Here is a 19,509-nt window from a genome sequence, read left to right as displayed (position 1 = left end):
GTGATAAAAATAACATTTATTCACTCATTTTATAAATATCCCCCTAGTACTATTGGCGACTTTGGTGATATAAAGATTTGAAACATTCTGAAACATTTAACCGACATCGTACAGCGATCAAGTAAAAAGAAGTAACCACCATTCAGATGACAGACGACGTATCTATTGCAGAATCAATCCTGCCAGACTTTGAGCACCTTATGGAAAGTCGCTTTATGCACATATTTGATGTGTTCAGCGAGGGGCTATTTCATATGGATGAACAAGGCGTGATGTCGTTCTATAACAAACAGTTTTACCAGCAGTTTGGCATTGAGAGCGGCATCATCGCGTTAGATACTTGGTTCGAATTGGTGCACCCGCTAGATCGCTCCAAACTCTCTGCCCGAGTTGATGACCATTTAATGTGTGAAGATTTACGTGTTACTAGCGAGTACCGCGTACGTAAACCTAATGGTCACTACGTCTGGATTGAAGGAACGGCGGTCACACGTAAGACTGACTCCGGTATTTATTTGATCGGCAGCCACAAAGATATTTCTGAGCGTAAGCTGATGGAGAGTTACATCCATCAAGTGGCTTTCCATGACAATGCATCTGGTATGGCCAATCGCAGTCGCCTTTTGCTCGACATAGAGGAATCTTTTCAAGCCTCTTCCCTGCCCTATGCCTTGATTTACATACAGATTGAAGACATCAAATCGTATTTGAGCCATTACGGCAGCGAAATCCTCAACCATGTCGTGCAAAGCATGCTTACTGCCGTCAGCCATCTGCCTGGCCAAGTTGCAAGACTTTATCGAGTCCGAGATGATGATTTCGCCGTGTTGTTAGAAGGTAACTTCACTGAACAACAGCTGCTGAACATCTGTTCGACCATCAAACAACGCTATCACGATACGGTTGTGGAGCAAGGGCAATTGCTGGGCACGGGGATCAGCATGGGTCTGATTCCTCGCATCGAAAATACCCACGAAGGCGAAGAGCTACTAAGAAAAGCAGCTCGTACTGGGCAATATGCCAGCAAGAAAAAAGCAAACAAAATTGCGCTCTACAGTGCTCGCACGCAGCAAATCGTAGACCGTTATTTCTTTATTGAGCAAGGATTACAAAGTGCAATTGAATCCCAATCGCTGAATGTTAAGTTCCAACCGATTGTTTGTGCCAAACACCTAGAAGTAAAAAGCTTTGAAACACTAGTACGTTGGCGCAGCAAAGAGTTTGGTGAAATCTATCCCGATGAATTTATTACTGTCGCAGAAAATAAGGGGCTTATTATTGATCTTGGCTATTTTGTTTTCCGTAAGGCATGCGAATTTATTCAAAAATACAACCAGACCAATAATAAAAATATTCGAGTCAATGTAAATGTCTCGGTATTACAATTGCTCAATAGCAATTTTCCTCAACGTATTCATGAAATGGCCAGTGAATATGGCATCTCCCCCAACTCTATCGTTTTGGAGCTTACGGAAACCATTATATTAGACAATAACGCCGCGGCGATTGAACAATTGAATCAGCTGTCTAAATTGGGTTTTCATCTTTCATTGGACGATTTTGGTGCGGGTTATAGCTCACTCAACTCCTTCTTTGATTTGCCCATGAAGCAGATCAAAATCGATAAATCGATGGCTTGGCGCAGCCTAAAAAACCCTGATTTGACTGCCTATCTCTCTTTTCTGATCCAACTTTGCCGCAACAATCGGATCGATGTTGTCATCGAAGGGATCGAAGATGCCGAAATGTATCAAACGTTCAGGAATATGGGCGTGAGTTACCTTCAAGGCTACTGGTTTTCCAAGCCATTGAGTCTCGCCTCCGCGAGTCGCTTTACCTTATCAACCATTGATAAATCATAACTCGCACCACAGAGCATTGAGAAAAATGCCTGTCTAGATCGCAACCTACTTCTTTGTCATAAAAGCTTCACCTTTTCTTCACCTAATAGCACGGGTTGTGCGGCATATTGGTGATTCATCAAGTTTGGCCCCACGCCAGCGCGATACTCAAACTAGCGAGTGCAACAGGTAGACAGAAAGTAACTGATAAATATATCTGGAATCAATTTGCACAACCGAGGATGGGTTTGTCGGTGTTTGAGAAATAGTCAGCATGGTCCTCTATCAATCAAAATTGTCGCCATCAACAGCAACCATAGAATTACGCAGCTTACTGATTATGATTGTGGTTATTTTTGTTTTTAATACGCCACAAAACCTGATTAAAAGAGAAAAAATAGAGACCGTACGATTACAACTGAGTGCATCATTAGAATCTTTAAATACACGAAAGGAGTTAATACAAAGCTATCTATCTTTAGCAGACAGTCAAATTGCACAGCGTTATTTTTCTGACTCCGCCGACTTTATTGATCTGGTCCAAAACTTAATTCAGCATCAAAAAATCATTCGCCGAATTCGGATTATCGATAAAAACCCAACTGAGCAAGAGACCTATTCTAAGCGTATTATCAGTTTCAATCGCTTTTACCAAAATGACTTAAACCGCCGCCAGAGACAGACTATTTTGGATATCGAAAATGCTCTATTTGTCGAGTTCTCACCCATTTATCAACATAACCGTTTAATGGGCTATTTGACTGTTGAAGTCGACCTGATTCACTTTACCCCTTTGTTTCGCGACAACATGCTCCATGTTGATCTTGATGGTTTTGTCTATTCCAGTTCGTATGCTGATATCACCGCCTTTACTTACCTCAAACATCGCGAGCAAACCTTACTTCAAGAGCTGAATCGTACTCACAAAACATCCGGCGTATTGGACTTTCAAGGAAAAACCTTCGTTTATCAAAACGTAGGGCAACTCAATGGCAAAACGAGTTATTTGGTCAAAGTCATTGCCAACGAAGAACTCATCCCTAAATATTTCTACTTAATTCCACTGCTGCTTGCCATCACGGTAGGCGCTTGTTATTACCTGTACAAGCTGAATAAGGCACAAAAGAAGCTAAAAGAAATCAGCTATTTAGACCCACTGTCCGGGTTAAACAATCGACACTTTCTTGCTGAAGTCGAAAAACAACAGCTTCCGCTTGAACATTATTATGCCGTTATGCTTGATATTGACCACTTTAAGAGTGTCAACGACCGATATGGGCATGACATCGGCGATCAGGTCATTCGCCGTGTGGCAAAGGTGGTGAAAAGTCGTATCCGCGTCAGTGATTACGCCTTTCGTATTGGTGGTGAAGAATTTCTGTTGCTGGTCAAAACCCCTTCGTCCAATGAAGCACGGCAGGTTTGTGAACGCATTCGCCAAGATGTTGAGAACATGACTCAAGCGCCGCACGTCACGGTATCCATTGGCTTTACTGCTTTACAGACACAGCTCGACGAGACCATTCGCATCGCCGATTCACATCTGTATGACGCTAAGCGCAACGGGCGAAATCGTGTTTGCCCTAACGCTTAGCGCCCAGCTCAACTCTCAGTCACTCATGCCTTCCACACCGCCATCTTTGACTCAAGGATGCAGATGTTTCAGCACGCCCGCTTGATCCAGTTCATCATGCCAAATCTGGTAATCCAGTCCCTGATCGAAAATAAAATCGGTCACCAATTCGCGAATGCACTGTACGAGTTCTTGTTTTTTCCAAGGTTTTTCGAAATAGCGCACAATACCAGCGGAATTGATCGCTTCGATGGTATCGCTATGCGTGGCTTGCCCTGTGAGCAATACCTTGCGTGTTTTGAAGAATCGAGCATCCGTGTGCAGCGTTCGCAAAAGCTCGACACCAGTCATTCCCGGCATCACGTGGTCTGAAATCACCACAGCGATAAACTCGCCATCCGCATCAAGCTCATCGATCAGCTCCAACGCTTCATGGCCAGATTCACACTCTTCAATATTTAGCCAGTCAGCTAAACCGTCTAGATCCTGCACCACCGCATTAAGCACTTCGCGCTGATCATCCACGCATATTAGGTTCAGTTTCTCCATGATTTCCCTCTGTTGGCAATTTGATTCTAAAAATAGTGGCTTGGTCATCGCTTTTCACCACAATCGAGCCTCCTAGCCCGGTGACGATTCGCTTCACAATCGATAACCCTAAACCCAGTCCAAATGACAGCCCGCCTTTTTTGGTGGTGAAGTTAGGCTGAAAAATTTTGCGTCTTGTTGCCTCATCTAAGGCAGGGCCATTGTTGGCGATCGTGACCAAAATGCGCTTGCCTTCTTGATGAACACGTATCTCCAACTGCGGCGATAGCGTGTTTTGCATCGCGTCACAGGCGTTCTTGATGATATTGACCCAAACTTGCACCAATTCGGTCTCCGAAGCCCAAATCGACTCGACAGGAGATGGACGAAGACGCACTTCGACACGGCGCAGCTCACTTTGCAAAAGCGCGATGGCTTGATTAATGGTGTCGCCAATATTAACTTTGCTAATGCGATCCGAATCCGCCCTACCGAGCTGTTTGACCGATTTCACAATACCAACCGTGTGTTTGGCCGCCAAACGCAGATCGTGTAAATCACACCCCATTCCCCAATAACGAATGGCTTGATCTGGGTTGTTCAACCAGTGTGGGTTAACCAAACCATCAGGTATCGCTTTCGCTAACGCTTTGGCCTGTTTTTTCTCCAAGCCATATTTCTGCTCCAACAACTTGGCATTTTGTCTTGCCGTGCTTGTTGGCACATTTTGTCCCGCAAGCAGGCCAATATCGAAGAATTGGTTCGCTTCTGGGTGCAGTTCTTCAAGCAGTTCCAGAATAATGGTTTCGAGTCTTTCGGCTTTGCTACTGACCACCCCAATGGCGTTATTAAGCTCGTGCGCCAACCCCGCCGCAAGTTGGCCTAATGTGGTCATTTGCTCGGCGTTATGTAACCTCTGTAACACCTTCTCTTTGGCCACCGCCTCTTGCGTTGCTCGCCTTTGACGACGCGAAAGCTCATTCACTATCACCGGCATAAATTGTGTGGTAAGCGGGCCGAACTCTTCGACTTCAACGGCAGGCGTGCTGCGATCAATCCAAGCCAGTGTTACTTCGCTCTTGGCCATCACCGTCGACGATGCTGTCCAAGTACCAGAAAAGAAACTGTGCACGCCAATAAATGCCCCTTGCGAGGCAGAAAAAACGCGTACTTGTTTCTCCTCATGTTCAGAAAAGTAACCTTCCAGCTCACCTTGAAGAACGAAAAACAGACGGTCGTTGTAGCCTTGCTGCACAATGACGACCGATCCCGCTTCCAACGTAATTTGACGCTCTGGATTACAGAAGTAACGCTCAATCAGTGCTTCTAATTTGCTCAAATACATGGGGCTACCCGATGTGTCCAACCATATGAAGGATCCAGACCATAACAAAGCTGAGCAATACGCCAACAACGCCCAAAATCACGCCCACACGCGCCATTTGATTACTTTGGACATGCCCAGTGGCATGTGCCAATGCATTAGGAGGCGTACTGATAGGCAGCGACATGCCTAAGGAAGCGGCCATCGTCACCACTAAAATCAGTGTCACTTCTCCGCCCAATGGCGTTAATGAAGTCATAGAAATCCCCAATGCGGCCATGATTGGCATCAGCAAGTTAGCCGTGGCGGTATGCGACATAAAGTTCGCCATCACTAAGCAGAGGAATGCCGCGCCAAACAAGACGATATAAGGCGAGAACTCATCAAATGGGATACTGTGCACCACCAACTTGGCAAGGCCTGTTTTATCCAGAGCCAAACCAAGAGCGATACCGCCCGAAACCAGCCAAAGCACATCCCAGGAGATTTTCTTTAGATCTTCTTTGTTAATGATGCCAGTGATGGAAAAGACCGCGACAGGAATCAGGGCGACGGTGTACGAGTTCATGCCGTGCGCTGAGCCCATCAACCATAGAAGAATGGTTAAACCAAAGGTGATGTAAACCACGATTGCTTTCGGCGTTTTGAGAAACTTGCCTTTGATGGAAAGCTCAATTTTGGGAATTTCCGCTCGGTACATCGCCGTGATCAAAAACCAAGCTAACGCCATCATCACCACAACAAAAGGCACGCCGAACATCATCCATTCGCCGAATGTAATCAGGTTGTCACCCACCAGATATTTTAGAGCGATGGCGTTGGGAGGCGTGCCGATCGGGGTGCCAATACCACCAATGTTAGCCGCGACTGGAATACAAAGTGCAAAAGCAATTCGTCCTGGGTCTTTGGGGCCAAACACCGCAATCACTGGCGTTAAGATGGAAAGCATCATGGCCGTCGTCGCGGTATTGGACATAAACATCGAGAAAATCGCGGTGATCAGCATCAGCCCCAACATAACGAATTTAGGGTCTTGGCCAAATGGCTTGAGCAGCACGCGTGCCAAGTTCACATCTAGGCGGTATTTGGTGGCCGCCATCGCTAGAAAGAATCCACCTAAGAAAAGCATGATGATTGGGCTGGCAAAGGTTGCCATGATTTCACTGTAAGACAGCAATTGCCCAAAGGTTTCACTGCCTTCGTTTAGCCGGAAGAGGTACAGCCCTTTGTCGGAAACCAATAAAAGCTCTAAAACAATAATGACGACGGACGTGGCATAGATGGGAATCGGCTCAAATACCCAACACAACGCCGCCAATAAGAAAATGGCAATCACACGCTGCTGCACGATGGTCATGGCTTCAAACGGAAAGACTGACAATGGCAACAACAGCACAATCAACGGAATGATAATAGGGATAATAAACTTCAGATACGGGCGCATAATACAACTTCTCTTCCTGAGATGGACACCTTAGAGCTTTGGCTCTACGGGGATAGACAAGAAATTATGCGCGCGTGTTTCAAAACAAAATTTGGCGTTAGATCAATGAAACTGAAGTCACACGAAAAAACTTACTGAACTGTGCCTTACCTCACTAAACGCTCATAAAAAAAAGCAGCGTAAACACGCTGCTTCTAGTGACTAAGCTAATGATTAAGCTAATTATTGACCGACTTTGGGTTGATCAGCTTCTTTGCCCCAGTTTCACTGTTCCATCGGTAGCAAACCACAGAGCCTGCTGGCGACGTCTACCCAGCAAAATCGGGCCATCATCGTAGAACAAGAAGTTTTTCCAATGTTTGCGAAAAATGACCCACTTGGTTTCAATCACGTTGTATTTTTCGTAACAAAAATAGACCGTCACATCATCTTGCCAATCAATATGCTGAAGAATTTCCTCTGGCATGTCTGGTTCATCGGCTTCCCAAGACGCCATCCAGTCAATTTCAGCTAACCAATTACTCTGTTTCGTTGGCCAATCATCGCTACCAAGACGTTCTGCATCTGGGCTATGAGCGCTGATGTTCTCTTTCCAAAACTGCGCAGAGCGTGCCTGATCCATCGGGCGAATGTGCGCGAGATCTTCTTGTGGCACTGGCATCGACGGATGCGTAAAAATCCATTTTCTTTGGTATTGGTCCAAAGTTAAATAAGACATTCAGGTTCCTTAAGCTTTCAGCCACCCATTTTGGGTTGCCTGTTCAATAATTTCTTGCGCCTTATCCCATAACACATGGGAACCAAGGTCGATTTTCTGATTCACCGTCAACGCTTGCTGGCGAGTCACGCCATGCTCTTGCCAACTTTGTCCTTGGTTGTGGTAGTTAAGCAGCATAGGAATGATTCGATCTAACGCCTTGCCAAACTTGGCATCTGCCGTTTGCGCGGCTTCAAACTCTAACCAAAGTTGAAGTAATTCTTCTCCTTGGTCAGCCGGCAACATGCCAAATAAACGGCGAGCGGCTGCTAGCTCTTTTTCCGCTTGCTGTTCTGACGCGACCGCATCGTACACAAAGGTATCGCCAGCATCAATTTCTACTACGTCATGCAGCAGCAACATTTTCACTACACGGCCGATGTCGACAGGCTCATTGGCATGCTCTTCCATCAATAACGCCATCAAAGCGACATGCCAACTGTGCTCTGCACTGTTTTCCAAACGTTTATCTGCGCTTTTCACTCGCGTGCGACGCAGTACCGATTTCAGCTTGTCCAGCTCCATCAGCAATGCCAGTTGCTTGTTCAATCGTTCCATTACTTTTCAACTCGCCAGTTAGGGTTGATTAAGGAGGTCAAGACGTGGTCTTGCCACTGCCCATCAATCAAAAGATAGGAATGCGCAAAGCCCTCTTTGCAAAAACCGAGATGCTCTAGCACACCAGCACTGCGGTGATTATGCGGCATATACGCGGCTTGAATACGGTGCAAGTTTAGCTGCTCAAACATATAGTCACACGCCATTTTTAATCCGCGGCGCATGTACCCTTTTCCTTGAGCCTCTTCAGCTAACGAATACCCCACATTGCAGGCGTAAAAAGGAAACTTCGACAAATTGCTAAATGAGATGGTCCCAACCATCTCATTCGTTTGCTCTTCAATCAAAACGCAGTAAAAGCCCAATTTCATTCGATGTAGCTCATGGAGTTTGATCAGCTTTTGCGCCCACCCCGCTTCGGTGAAAAACGACGCTTCACGTGTCGGCTCCCACGGTTTCAAAAAGGTTTGATTGCGTTGAAAGTACTGAGAAACCATCGCGGCATCGCTCACATTAACGGTTCTTAGTACCAATCCTTCGTCAACTTGATAAATGAAATGTTGATCAGCACCCATATCAGTGTTTCTTAATTCCGTAGTCTCTTAGCTTATTGGCTATCGAGGTGTGTGAGACATTCAAGCGCTTCGCTAACTTACGGCTGGATGGGAAAGATTGATACAAACGTTCCAATACTTGCGATTCGTAATCTCGCATGATCTCATCGAGTGAACCGTCCAGCTTCACTTGGGCATTAGATGCGGCTACCGCAGCCGGTTGTGGCAAATGGAAATGCTCTGCTTTCAATACATCGTCATCCATCTCGGTAAGCGCACGCAACACCATGTTGTCCAGTTGGCGCATGTTACCCGGCCATTGATAGGCAGTGAGCTCGTCCATCAGTTTCGCTTCGTATTCTGGCTTTCTAATTGCCAATTTTTGGCAATGCTTGGCAACAAAAAGATCGAGCAAAGGGCCAATATCACTGGAGCGAGAACGCAAAGATGGGATCGACAAGGTCAACACATTGAGTCGGTAGAAAAGATCTTCTCGAAACGATCCCGCTTCTGCCAACGCAGCCAGATTGTGTTTGGTGGATGCGATGATTCTCACATCGACGTGCATCTCTTCTTCTGCGCCAACGCGGCGGAAATTGCCATCCTGCAAGAAACGCAGCAGCTTAATCTGCAAATGGGGACTCATTTCACCGATCTCATCGAGGAAAACAGTGCCACCATTAGCCTGCTCGAAAATGCCTTTGTGGCCTTGCTGATGATTGAAAGAACCCGGAGCATGACCAAACAACTCGGTTTCTGCCACATCATCGGGCATGGATGCACAACTCAACACCAAAAACGGCTTACCCGCACGATGAGAACGGTTGTGACACGCTTTCGCCAGCATCTCCTTACCCGTTCCTGTTTCCCCTTCAATAAGCAAAGGCTGATCGAGTAAAGCCAGTTTTTTAGCTTGACCAATGAGGGCTTTATGACGATTGGAAACGCCAACAAAATGCTCAAAACCCAGCTCACTGTGCGGGGAGAGTTGATGACTATCCACCGAATTCGCTTTGGCACCGCGCACCATCACAACCGTACTTGCAAAGGTGGATTGTTTGGATTCATCTTGGATATAGACGGGCATGAACTCAAGCAGATAATCGAGGCCATCGATCACCATGCTTTCTCGCTGGCGGTGCTGTTCGCCTTCTGACCAACGGCTAAACTTCAAACTGGGTAGGAGCGCGGCTATCGGCGCGCCAATCACCTCTTTTTCAGTTTTACCAATCAGCGCCAACGCTGCTCGGTTCGCCATGTCCACCGCGCCCTTTAGGTCTATTGCTAAGACGGGATCGGGCAAGTTGTTGACGAGTGAAATCAACTCGGTGTTATGGCGTTCCATCGGCATAAATTGGATTTTACGCACGTCTTTCACGCCAGAGATTCGACGAATTTCTGCCATCAGTAGACTGAAGGTATCAAAGTCTATATCAGGGCAATTGAGATAAATGATGCCACTGATATCAATTTCGATACCTCGTAAATCGATATTTTTGGAGGCTAATATATCGAGCAGCTCTCGGGTTAAGCCGAGTCTGTCTTCGCAAAAGACTTCTAGGCGCACGGAAAATCCTAATTCACACTGTCACGAAAAGTTGACAGTAGTTTCTACTATGCCCGCGTTAGCGTCAAGATACGCCCGCTGAAACTCTATGGTTTTAGCGTGATAGAAGCGACTTTCGACACAATTTCTTTGCGAATTGCTGATAACTTAACCTGTGTTTCGGTTTGCCAAGGAATCGGCCTTAGCAATGCCATCGCTTTCAAACCCAGTCTCGCAGTCAAAATCCCCACACCAACCCCTTGCCCTGCTCTGGCAGAAAGCTTGCCAGCGAGATCCATCGACATCAAATCCATACCCGCATCAATCACCAGCTCGCTGGCGCCCGCCACCGCCATGTTTGCCAACACCAGACGCAGCAAACGAATGCGAGAGGCGTAGCCAAGCTCGATGCCATAGTTCGTTGAGAGCGAGTCAATCATCTTGAAGTTACGCCAAGCCACCAGCAGCATGTCTGCGATGGCGAGTGGGCTAATGGCGACCAAAGCCGCAGACTCTGTCGCAAAGCGTGAGATCACTTTGGTTGCTTGTTTGTCTTGTTGAGTCACGACCATCGCATCGTACATCTGCAAGATTTCTGCATCACTGTGTGCGGTATTGACGCTGTTTTTCCAGCGGTCATAAGCAGGATTCTCTTCTGCAACGCCACTTTGTTTCGCCACTTGCTGGCAAAACGCTTTACCTTGCCCAACACTGTCACTTTGCAACAATTTTTTCCCTTGCTCCTGCACGGAAAATAGGTGTCTCAATTGGCGCAGTTTCCACAGTTCTTTGCCCATGGCCCCAAGCCCCAAGCCGGCAAGCACGGAAATAAACCCAGACCAGCCGAGCGTAAGCCAATCGCCATTTTGCATCGCACTGAGTACGCTATCAACGGCTTGCCAACCCACCAATCCTGCGAAGGCAGCAAACAGCCCTCCCGCTAACCACTTGCGACGACCTGATGGACGTATCACCTGCTCCAAAGCGTCTTCAAGTTCAGGTTCACTCTCTTCAATCGTGGTTGGAATGAACGTCTGCTGCTGATCAAATTGCTGCTGCGCAGTGAGCTCTGGTTTGTCTTGCTGAGAGAAAATCGTCTCTTCAAACACTTGTTTTGGTTTTAGATCGCTCATAGCAACTTATCTCCCAATAAAAACTCTAGGGCTTTATCAACTCGAATATGCGGTAAAGGCTCTTCACGCTTGCCTTGCATTGGCCTAAAAGAGGTAAATTCAAACCCTCGCTCTTGCCAATAGTGCTCATCAGGCACTTTGCGAGGCACTTCGCCAGGAAAGAGGGTTAACGCTTGCCCTTCTAACGTCATCCCCTGAATGGCCGGTGTGCTCTTATCACCATTGGCAATAAAACCGGCCTGAGTCGCTTGTACCGACGCCATCGACAAACAACCCATTTCGATATTTTCGTATGCTGCGGTTTGCCATGCGGGGTGGATCATCTGTTGCAGCAAGGCAACCAAATTAGGATGCTGCTCAGGCGTCACATGATCCGCTTTGGTAGCGGCAAACAGTACTTTGTCTATTTTGGGTGCAAACAGACGCTTAAGCAGTCCTGAGCGGCCATAACGAAAGCTGTGCATGATTTGCTCTAAGGCATCACGCATATCATAGAACGACTCACGGCCAGCATTGAGCGGCTGCAAACAGTCGACCAACACTATTTGGCGATCGAAGGTTGAAAAGTGATGCTTATAAAATGCTTTCACCACTTTTTGTTGATATTCCTGATAGCGCTTTTTCAACATCGCCAAATTGCTGTGTTTGCCGGTTTTGTCCGCGTCATCAAAGCGGCAAGGGAAAAATTGCAGCACTGGCGCACCAGCAAGCTCACCCGGTAGAACAAACCGCCCCGGCTGCACCCAATGCAACCCCTTTTCTTTACAGCGGTGCAAATAGTCAGTATACGCCTGAGAGATGCTTTGCAGCTGTTTTTCATTTAGTTCCGCATTGAGATCTAAACTGTCGAGTTGACTAAGCCATTCACTTGCCAAATTCAAACGTTCGCCTTTTAGTGCATCAAACTGCGTCTGACTCCAAGTGGCAAAATCGAGCTCCAACAATGGTAAGTCCAACAGCCACTCCCCCGGATAATCGATGATATCCAGATGCAAGATCGCGGTTTGACCCAGTAATTTCTTGGTTCTTTTCTTCGGTCGATACTTAATGGCAAGGCGGATTTCACTGACATCTCGCGTCGGTTCAGGCCACATTGGCGGTACACTGCAAAGCTGCTCCATCGCTTCATCGTAAGCGAATCTTGGCACCATCATGTTACTTTGCGGCTCTCGCTTCGCTCCAACGAGACGTTTATCTCGCGCACTGCTCAGTAGGGGCATATTGTCGTGCGTTGAGGTATGGAGAAGTTGATTCACAAGTGAAGTGATGAACGCAGTCTTCCCGGCTCGGGAGAGCCCCGTTACCGCCACACGAACGTGGGAATCCATACTGCGGTGGATAAAATCATTCACTTCTCGGGTAATCTTCTTCATAGCCCTTCTCTTACTGTCAAACAACACCATTCACTGTGCGCCAAAGTGCACCAACAATCAAAGGGATTTCTCGGCGCATCTCATTTTCTTCTTTAGCGTGGGGCGAACCATAACCCTACTAATATTAATCGCAGATGAACAAAAAGCCCCTGATATAAATCGCAGATGAACAAAAAGCCCCTGATATAAATCAGAGGCTTAGTATAAGAACGCGAGGGATGCCGAGATTAATCGTCCTCAATCAGTTTGTAGATAACAAACAGAGCGATTTCCAGAATGAGCCACAATACGCAAGTGATGGTGACGTATTTCTCATCAAAAATGCTAATGCCGTGCAGGATCAAGTCATAACCGACAAAACTACCGACAACCACAGCGAGAATAATTTGTAATATTTGAATAAAGCGAGGCATTGAGCACTCCTTTTTGCTTTGAGTAGTGAGTGTTGAGCAAACGACCAGATGATATGGAACTGGTTGGTATTATACAAAAACAAAGTGCAGCTTTCGCTGCACTTATGTCAAATGTTTGCTAACTAAATCAGCACTTTGTCACATTCTTATTTTTGTGATTCCATTTCTTGGATTTTAACTTTCCAAGTATCAGGACCAATTTGGTGAGCATTCGCACCGCTAGAATCCACCGCGACCGTCACTGGCATATCTTCGACTTCAAATTCGTAAATCGCTTCCATACCGAGATCTTCAAAAGCAACAACACGCGCTTTCTTGATGGCTTTCGCTACCAAGTACGCCGCACCACCGACCGCCATCAGATACACCGCTTTATGGTTCTTGATTGACTCAACAGTGGCTGGACCACGCTCCGCTTTACCGATCATGCCCATAATGCCCGTTTCATCCAGCATCATGTCGGTGAACTTATCCATACGTGTTGATGTGGTTGGGCCTGCTGGACCAACCACTTCGTCACCCACTGCATCCACAGGGCCAACGTAGTAGATAAACTTCCCTTTAAGGTCAACGCCTTCAGGTAGGCCTTCGCCATTTTGCAACATGGTTTGAATGCGTTTATGCGCGGCATCGCGACCGGTCAGAATCTTACCTGAGAGCAAGAGTGTTTCACCGGTTTTCCATTGCTGAACGTCTTCTTTTGTCACGGCATCGAGGTTAACACGGCGCGCGCTTGCACCCGCATCCCAAGTGATGTTTGGCCAATCTTCTAGCTTCGGTGGCGTCAGTTCTGCTGGGCCAGAGCCGTCAAGTGTGAAATGAACGTGACGAGTTGCCGCACAGTTCGGGATCATACACACTGGCTTGGACGCTGCGTGCGTAGGGGCGGTTTTGATTTTCACATCCACCACCGTTGTCACCCCACCGAGCCCTTGAGCACCAATACCTAAACGGTTGACACGATTGAAGATGTCCAAACGCAGCTCTTCTTCCGCATTTTGCGGGCCACGCTCAATCAGTTCATGGATGTCGATGTGCTCCATCAACGACTCTTTAGCCAGTACCGCCGCTTTTTCTGCTGTGCCACCAATGCCAATACCAAGCATGCCCGGAGGACACCAGCCCGCGCCCATCAAAGGCAATGTTTTTTCTACCCACTCAGCAATATCGTCTGAAGGGTTGAGCATCACCATCTTGGTTTTGTTTTCAGAGCCGCCGCCTTTTGCCGCGATCTGAATTTCTACGGTATTGCCCGGCACCATATTGATGTGAACAACCGCAGGTGTATTGTCTTTGGTGTTAATACGTTTACCTGCAGGGTCCATCAATACCGACGCACGCAATGGGTTGTCAGGATTGGTATAAGCCTGACGCACGCCTTCGTCAATCATCTGTTGTACGGTGAGATCCGTTGAGTCCCACTGAACGCCCATACCGATATTGACAAAACACGTCACGATTCCGGTATCTTGGCAAATTGGGCGATGCCCTTCCGCCGACATACGCGAGTTGATCAAAATCTGCGCAATGGCATCTTTGGCCGCTTGGCTCTGCTCACGATGGTAGGCTTTTTCTAGGGCTTGAACAAAATCGAGTGGGTGGTAGTAAGAGATGTACTGAAGTGCATCAGCTACGCTGCTGATGACATCTTGCGTGCGAATTACAGTCATTGCATGCCTCGTTATAGTTATGCTTCCATAAACTTACTTAGTTGTATCGATTGTTGAGCTAGTGATCGAAAGAATCCATCCGATTTTTTATGAGTTCCCGACTGAACTAAGTAAGCGAAATTGTTTCGTTTTATGATACTCTTGCTTTCCATCACGCGCTATGCAGCAATCGAACTCTTTGTCACAAATTAAACAAATGAATAACAGCATAAATACGGCCATTTCTTCAAAAACACTGCCTTATCAAACGGACCTTGCCCAACAGTGGTTTGACGCCATCCAACATCAACCTTGGGCAATGCTGTTGCGTTCGGCATCACCAACACATGTTGACAGCCGTTTTGACATTCTCGTCGCAAAGCCCGTTGCGACATTAGAAACACGTGGTGCGGTGACTGAGATCAACACCAATGATGAAGTCATTGAAAGTAAAGATGATCCTTTCACGCTTCTTGCGCGTTATCAACAGCGTTTTACCCCTGCTCTATCCTGTGATGAAGAGATTCCTTTTATTGGTGGCGCTCTGGGTTACTTTAGCTACGATTTAGGTCGTCGCGTTGAAAAACTGCCTGAGATTGCAACACAAGATATCGCTGCGCCCGACATGGCAGTGGGCATCTACACATGGGCGTTGATTGTCGATCATCAGACGCAGACAGCGCAACTGGTTGGCCAAGACGTAGAACAAGCTTATCAATGGCTGAGCACGCAAACAAAAGCGGATGATGCGACGTTTGCCCTGACCAGTGATTGGCAATCCAACATGAATCGTCGTGATTACCAAAGTAAGTTTGATTGCGTACAGGAGTACTTGCTGAGTGGTGACTGCTACCAAATTAACTTAGCGCAGCGCTTTCATGCCAATTACCAAGGCAGCGAATGGCAAGCTTACCAGAAGCTAGAGCAGAGCAACCAAGCACCATTTTCTGCTTTCATTCGTTTGGAGGACGCGGCGATTTTAAGTGTGTCGCCGGAGCGTTTTCTCGAGCTCAAAAAACGTGTCATTGAAACCAAGCCGATCAAAGGAACTCGTCCTCGTCATAATGATGAACAACAGGACAAACAAGCGGCACTTGAGCTTGCCAATGCCGAAAAAGATCAAGCGGAAAATCTGATGATCGTCGATCTGCTGCGCAACGATATTGGCCGTGTCGCCAAACCGGGCAGTGTGCATGTTCCTAAACTGTTTGACATCGAAAGCTTTCCCGCCGTGCATCACTTAGTCAGCACGATTCGAGCTGAGTTGGCAGCGCAGTATACTGCCGCTGACTTACTGCGAGCGTGTTTCCCGGGAGGCTCGATTACCGGCGCGCCGAAAGTGCGCGCAATGGAAATCATTGAAGAGCTTGAGCCTCATCGACGCTCAGCCTATTGCGGTAGTATCGGTTACATCAGTCGCCATGGTCGCATGGATACCAGCATTACAATTCGTACCTTAGTGGCGGAGCAAGGTAAGTTGTTCGCTTGGGCTGGGGGCGGTGTAGTGGCTGACAGTCAATGCGATGCGGAATATCAAGAGACGTTAGATAAACTGTCGAAAATTCTACCAACATTGCAATAATCACCGTCACATCACATTGGATAATTAGCGCGAAGTCGCCCTTTTATTCTGAATAGTGTTGTTCACAACCGCTTTGTGTTGAGTCGCTTTGTTCGAAAAATTGAGCATTGCAATTTCAGCCAATAAAAAGAGAGAGAACGGTACGCCTTCTCTCTTCTTTATTAAATTCTTTGCGTCTTTCTCACGCTTTCCTTTACTGCCCTTTCCTTTATTGCGCATTCCGCTATTGCTTATCCGCTCACTAGCCACTTCAGCATGATCCGTTCCACATCGTCTGCAGTATAGGGCTTGGTCAAAATGTCGTTCATGCCACTCACTAAGCACTTTTCCCGCTCCTCCAATGTCGTGCCGGCAGTCAGTGCCACAATGGGAATCGCCAGCCCCTGCTCTCGTAAATAGTGGGTCGCCTCATAACCATCCATTTCTGGCATGCGACAATCCATGAATATCAGATCATAGTCTTGCTGGCTAACCGCCTGAAGCGCCTCCACACCGTTGTTTCTCACGTCCGGTGTGACGTGTAGCTTTTTCAACATTTGATTGATGATGACCTGATTCATGCGTATGTCATCCACTACCAGTACTTTCAGTGCAACCCAATCCAACTGATGACGCTCAACCTGTTCAGTGTGTGGTTCAAGCAACGGCTCATCACTTGCTGGCAGTGGAATGGCAAAATGGAAGCAGGAACCTTGACCTAACTCGCTACGAAAACCAATCTCTCCTCCCATCAAATGGCAGAGGTTTTGGCATATCGCCAACCCCAAACCTGACCCTTCATAGTTACGCTTGCTACTGCGGTCTGCCTGGACAAAAGGGTCAAATAAGGTGCTTTTAGCCTGCTCGGCGATGCCAATCCCAGTATCTTCTATTTCCACTGACAACACATCGTCTTGCCAATGAGTACGAAACGTAACGGCCCCATGTTGAGTAAACTTGATCGCGTTGCCAATCAAGTTCACCAAAATTTGTTTGATTCGCTCAACATCTCCGCATACGCAGCTAGGCATGCCAAACTGTTTCTCAATGTGAAAGCCAATCTGTTTCTCGCTCGCTTTGGCGGCAAATATCCCTACGATGGACTCCTCTACCTCTCGCCAACGAAACACTTTCGGCACAATTTCCATCATGCCAGCATTCATTTTGCTGAAATCGAGCAGATCATTGATGATGACTCGCAGCAGCTCTCCCCCCTGACGTAGGTTTCTTAAATAGAGTTGCTGCTCATCATTGAGGTAGGTGTTACCCAGCAGTTCTGCGCTGCCTAAAACACCATTTAACGGGGTGCGTAGCTCATGATTGATCATCGCGACGAACTCTTTGGTCGCTTTCTCTGACTCTTCTGCTCGCTTGCGTAGCTCCGTTTCTCGCTCCATCCAGAGCTGACGATTGAGTGCATTGCTGACCAAATCAGCGATCAAGCAAAGCTGGTTGGAAATAAAATCGAGATCGATATCGAAGTGATCAATGCTGAAAACCATGCTACCAACATGTTCACTTTCTAAAATGATGGGAATGCAAAGCGCGTCGCCAAACCACTCAGCACGCGTTCGGGTATCGTCAGCTCGATAGAGAAACCCCGTCGGCTTCAGCCCATATTCAAGGCTTTTTAGCGTAGTTAGGATGGGCTTATCCAGCTTCAACCACGCTTGACGAATCACTGACGCACGAGAAAGACGCTCCAATAGATTGGCCATTAGTAAGTCGTCGATACCATCGACAATGAAGACTCGACCAAACGTGATTAAGGTGTCATCAATTTGCTGCTCAAACTCAAACTTGAAAAGCTGTTGTTCCGATTTTAACTCTAACTGCTTCAACGCCAGTTTGAGTTGTTGATTGGATTGGTAAAGCTCCAAGCTTTTTTCTTCCAACAGCCTTTCCGCTTCTTTTCTTGAGGCGATGGCGCGTTGGAGTTTGCGATTGAGATGCAAAGAATCATCCATCTTGTTTACCCTTTACCAAAGCAACATTGAAACGAACGTGACTGCCTGTTGGGTTGAGTGTCTCCATCTGTATCGCCAGTTCTTCGCCAAAATGCTTGGCACACCCTCTCATCAATCCAAGGCAAACATGCCCCATGCAACGCGCGCTTTTGTAGTCAAACACCATCTTCATTCGATCTTGTTCGATGAAGATAAATTCCGGTGGCTTGGCATCGGGGTAGAGTTTCTTCACCTCAACATGGATATACTCTTCCACATGGCGAATAAACTGAAAGGTTGAGTGACATTGATGCAGGCTTGAACGATTAGAAATGGACGCCAATAAGTTGTCGAACACGGCCTCACCGAAGACCTCTTGCAACAGCTCAACAGACAGACCCGTCACTTGGCTAAGATGCACAATCAAACTAACCAGTTTTCGGTGGTCGTAGCTCCCTACTGCGGTGTAGACACCCTCATCTCCTGCCCTGTCCAAAATATCGTCCAGTACGGTCAAACCAAATTTCTCTTCGACCAATTCCAAAAATTCAGTGAAAATGATTCCCTTCATTTTTTGCGCTACCCTGTAATTAGACGCTATGCCAAATAAGCATGGTGTATAAAGTAGGTTTGATCAAATGACGGGCAGAGGTAATACCTTGTTTGAGCTTAATAAAAATCAACTATTACAATCTTTTCAGTTCAATCTGCCTCGCGGTTATCACGCAGAGTCCACCGCACGTGTTGCACACTTAAAAGGCAGTAAGCTTCGCGATGCCGCCGTGTTAATTGGCTTTGTTGAACGAGAACAAGGCTTGAATGTGATTTTGACTAAACGCGCCTCTCATCTGAAACATCATCCGGGACAAATCAACTTTCCGGGTGGCAAGTACGAAGAGAGTGATCGTTCTTTACAAGCAACAGCGTTGCGCGAGACCCGCGAAGAGATAGGAATTGCACCCGATGCGATCTCCATTTTTGGCCAAATGCCGGAATTGGTTACCGTCAGTCGGTTCAAAGTCACGCCAATATTGGCGTTTGTCGAACCAAATTATCAAATCGTCATTGATAAAAATGAGGTCGATGAGGTGTTCGAAGTTCCCGCCAATCACCTACTTGATACGCAGAAACTGAAAAGTGCCCAGTTTCGCGTGAATCAATCTCATCATCGAGTCTTTGCCATTCCCTATCAGCATCATTTTATCTGGGGGATGACTGCCCAGATAATCCAAGCCATGCAGCAACAAATTATGAAACGAGGTTAAGAGTTGTTAACGGCCTCGTTACCAAGCATCAGGTTAGTTATTTT

Annotated in this window: 18 protein-coding genes; 4 read left to right on the top strand and 14 right to left on the bottom strand. The window is 47.0% G+C overall.

Annotated features, from left to right (window positions below; genetic code table 11):
* Positions 1-146 precede the first annotated feature (146 nt).
* The gene (locus tag PQQ36_RS09455; protein WP_045618867.1) at positions 147-1,862 is read left to right on the top strand and encodes an EAL domain-containing protein; all 1,716 of its coding nucleotides are present in this window, start codon (positions 147-149) and stop codon (positions 1,860-1,862) included.
* A gap of 253 nt (positions 1,863-2,115) precedes the next feature.
* Positions 2,116-3,435 (top strand): GGDEF domain-containing protein, encoded by a 1,320-nt coding sequence (locus tag PQQ36_RS09450; RefSeq protein ID WP_273660997.1) that lies wholly within the window; start codon positions 2,116-2,118, stop codon positions 3,433-3,435.
* 51 nt (positions 3,436-3,486) lie between these two features.
* Here PQQ36_RS09450 and PQQ36_RS09445 read toward each other — a convergent pair whose 3' ends face one another.
* The 11 genes from PQQ36_RS09445 to PQQ36_RS09395 all read right to left on the bottom strand — a co-directional run bounded on the left by PQQ36_RS09445 (position 3,487) and on the right by PQQ36_RS09395 (position 14,714).
* Entirely contained in the window at positions 3,487-3,963 is a 477-nt protein-coding gene (locus PQQ36_RS09445) for a response regulator (protein WP_011080146.1), read from the bottom strand.
* Positions 3,932-5,287: an ATP-binding protein gene (locus PQQ36_RS09440; RefSeq protein WP_130246950.1), complete on the bottom strand. Its 1,356-nt coding sequence runs from the start codon at positions 5,285-5,287 to the stop codon at positions 3,932-3,934. The genes PQQ36_RS09445 and PQQ36_RS09440 overlap by 32 nt, the downstream gene beginning before the upstream one ends.
* A gap of 4 nt (positions 5,288-5,291) precedes the next feature.
* Entirely contained in the window at positions 5,292-6,710 is a 1,419-nt protein-coding gene (locus PQQ36_RS09435) for an SLC13 family permease (RefSeq protein WP_080609011.1), read from the bottom strand.
* Positions 6,711-6,954: 244 nt separating this feature from the next.
* Positions 6,955-7,428 (bottom strand): DUF2947 domain-containing protein, encoded by a 474-nt coding sequence (locus PQQ36_RS09430; RefSeq protein WP_011150605.1) that lies wholly within the window; start codon positions 7,426-7,428, stop codon positions 6,955-6,957.
* A gap of 9 nt (positions 7,429-7,437) precedes the next feature.
* A complete protein-coding gene (locus PQQ36_RS09425) occupies positions 7,438-8,025 on the bottom strand; it encodes an HD domain-containing protein (RefSeq protein ID WP_080609012.1) in 588 nt (195 codons plus the stop codon).
* Complete coding sequence (rimJ, locus tag PQQ36_RS09420; protein ID WP_011080141.1) at positions 8,025-8,600, bottom strand: ribosomal protein S5-alanine N-acetyltransferase; 576 nt, start codon at positions 8,598-8,600, stop codon at positions 8,025-8,027. The genes PQQ36_RS09425 and rimJ overlap by 1 nt, the downstream gene beginning before the upstream one ends.
* A 1-nt stretch (position 8,601) precedes the next feature.
* Positions 8,602-10,146 carry a transcriptional regulator TyrR gene (gene tyrR, locus PQQ36_RS09415; protein ID WP_011150608.1) on the bottom strand — a complete coding sequence of 515 codons (1,545 nt, stop codon included), beginning with the start codon at positions 10,144-10,146 and terminating at the stop codon, positions 8,602-8,604.
* 86 nt (positions 10,147-10,232) lie between these two features.
* A complete protein-coding gene (locus PQQ36_RS09410; protein WP_273660993.1) occupies positions 10,233-11,258 on the bottom strand; it encodes a YcjF family protein in 1,026 nt (341 codons plus the stop codon).
* Positions 11,255-12,631: a YcjX family protein gene (locus tag PQQ36_RS09405; RefSeq protein WP_013571488.1), complete on the bottom strand. Its 1,377-nt coding sequence runs from the start codon at positions 12,629-12,631 to the stop codon at positions 11,255-11,257. Before PQQ36_RS09405 ends, PQQ36_RS09410 begins: the two co-directional genes overlap by 4 nt.
* 227 nt (positions 12,632-12,858) lie before the next feature.
* Positions 12,859-13,044, bottom strand: coding sequence for a hypothetical protein (locus PQQ36_RS09400; protein WP_011080137.1), 186 nt, complete (start codon positions 13,042-13,044; stop codon positions 12,859-12,861).
* 146 nt (positions 13,045-13,190) lie between these two features.
* Positions 13,191-14,714 carry a fumarate hydratase gene (locus PQQ36_RS09395; protein WP_108694422.1) on the bottom strand — a complete coding sequence of 508 codons (1,524 nt, stop codon included), beginning with the start codon at positions 14,712-14,714 and terminating at the stop codon, positions 13,191-13,193.
* Positions 14,715-14,910: 196 nt separating this feature from the next.
* Between PQQ36_RS09395 and pabB the strand changes: the two genes are divergently transcribed.
* Positions 14,911-16,275 (top strand): aminodeoxychorismate synthase component 1, encoded by a 1,365-nt coding sequence (pabB, locus tag PQQ36_RS09390; protein ID WP_373043150.1) that lies wholly within the window; start codon positions 14,911-14,913, stop codon positions 16,273-16,275.
* Positions 16,276-16,299: 24 nt separating this feature from the next.
* Here the strand turns inward: pabB and PQQ36_RS09385 are convergent, their stop codons facing one another.
* The 3 genes from PQQ36_RS09385 to PQQ36_RS09375 are packed head-to-tail and all read right to left on the bottom strand — an operon-like array spanning position 16,300 to position 18,771.
* Complete coding sequence (locus PQQ36_RS09385; RefSeq protein ID WP_061058729.1) at positions 16,300-16,494, bottom strand: hypothetical protein; 195 nt, start codon at positions 16,492-16,494, stop codon at positions 16,300-16,302.
* Positions 16,495-16,505: 11 nt separating this feature from the next.
* Positions 16,506-18,221, bottom strand: a complete 1,716-nt coding sequence (locus PQQ36_RS09380) for an ATP-binding protein (RefSeq protein WP_273660992.1) — start codon at positions 18,219-18,221, stop codon at positions 16,506-16,508.
* A complete protein-coding gene (locus PQQ36_RS09375) occupies positions 18,214-18,771 on the bottom strand; it encodes a heme NO-binding domain-containing protein (RefSeq protein ID WP_039554073.1) in 558 nt (185 codons plus the stop codon). Before PQQ36_RS09375 ends, PQQ36_RS09380 begins: the two co-directional genes overlap by 8 nt.
* 67 nt (positions 18,772-18,838) lie before the next feature.
* Here PQQ36_RS09375 and PQQ36_RS09370 point away from each other — a divergent pair, with 67 nt between their 5' ends.
* The gene (locus PQQ36_RS09370) at positions 18,839-19,465 is read left to right on the top strand and encodes a CoA pyrophosphatase (RefSeq protein WP_273660989.1); all 627 of its coding nucleotides are present in this window, start codon (positions 18,839-18,841) and stop codon (positions 19,463-19,465) included.
* Positions 19,466-19,509: the final 44 nt, after the last annotated feature.

Source organism: Vibrio sp. CCUG 15886 (assembly GCF_028570825.1).
GTDB classification, from domain to species: Bacteria; Pseudomonadota; Gammaproteobacteria; order Enterobacterales; family Vibrionaceae; genus Vibrio; species Vibrio vulnificus_B.
The sequence above is the reverse complement of the archived record's forward strand: the minus strand, read 5'-3'. Positions and strand labels throughout refer to the sequence as shown.

Excerpts from the sequence above, each read along its gene's own strand:
- rimJ (WP_011080141.1), bottom strand. The coding sequence starts at position 8,600 with ATGGGTGCTGATCAACATTTCATTTATCAAGTTGACGAAGGATTGGTA.
- PQQ36_RS09440 (WP_130246950.1), bottom strand. The coding sequence starts at position 5,287 with ATGTATTTGAGCAAATTAGAAGCACTGATTGAGCGTTACTTCTGTAAT.
- PQQ36_RS09405 (WP_013571488.1), bottom strand. The coding sequence starts at position 12,631 with ATGAAGAAGATTACCCGAGAAGTGAATGATTTTATCCACCGCAGTATG.
- pabB (WP_373043150.1), top strand. The coding sequence starts at position 14,911 with ATGAATAACAGCATAAATACGGCCATTTCTTCAAAAACACTGCCTTAT.
- PQQ36_RS09430 (WP_011150605.1), bottom strand. The coding sequence starts at position 7,428 with ATGTCTTATTTAACTTTGGACCAATACCAAAGAAAATGGATTTTTACG.
- PQQ36_RS09455 (WP_045618867.1), top strand. The coding sequence starts at position 147 with ATGACAGACGACGTATCTATTGCAGAATCAATCCTGCCAGACTTTGAG.
- PQQ36_RS09445 (WP_011080146.1), bottom strand. The coding sequence starts at position 3,963 with ATGGAGAAACTGAACCTAATATGCGTGGATGATCAGCGCGAAGTGCTT.
- PQQ36_RS09410 (WP_273660993.1), bottom strand. The coding sequence starts at position 11,258 with ATGAGCGATCTAAAACCAAAACAAGTGTTTGAAGAGACGATTTTCTCT.
- PQQ36_RS09370 (WP_273660989.1), top strand. The coding sequence starts at position 18,839 with ATGACGGGCAGAGGTAATACCTTGTTTGAGCTTAATAAAAATCAACTA.
- PQQ36_RS09435 (WP_080609011.1), bottom strand. The coding sequence starts at position 6,710 with ATGCGCCCGTATCTGAAGTTTATTATCCCTATTATCATTCCGTTGATT.
- PQQ36_RS09450 (WP_273660997.1), top strand. The coding sequence starts at position 2,116 with ATGGTCCTCTATCAATCAAAATTGTCGCCATCAACAGCAACCATAGAA.
- PQQ36_RS09395 (WP_108694422.1), bottom strand. The coding sequence starts at position 14,714 with ATGACTGTAATTCGCACGCAAGATGTCATCAGCAGCGTAGCTGATGCA.
- PQQ36_RS09380 (WP_273660992.1), bottom strand. The coding sequence starts at position 18,221 with ATGGATGATTCTTTGCATCTCAATCGCAAACTCCAACGCGCCATCGCC.
- PQQ36_RS09385 (WP_061058729.1), bottom strand. The coding sequence starts at position 16,494 with ATGCGCAATAAAGGAAAGGGCAGTAAAGGAAAGCGTGAGAAAGACGCA.
- PQQ36_RS09375 (WP_039554073.1), bottom strand. The coding sequence starts at position 18,771 with ATGAAGGGAATCATTTTCACTGAATTTTTGGAATTGGTCGAAGAGAAA.
- PQQ36_RS09425 (WP_080609012.1), bottom strand. The coding sequence starts at position 8,025 with ATGGAACGATTGAACAAGCAACTGGCATTGCTGATGGAGCTGGACAAG.
- PQQ36_RS09400 (WP_011080137.1), bottom strand. The coding sequence starts at position 13,044 with ATGCCTCGCTTTATTCAAATATTACAAATTATTCTCGCTGTGGTTGTC.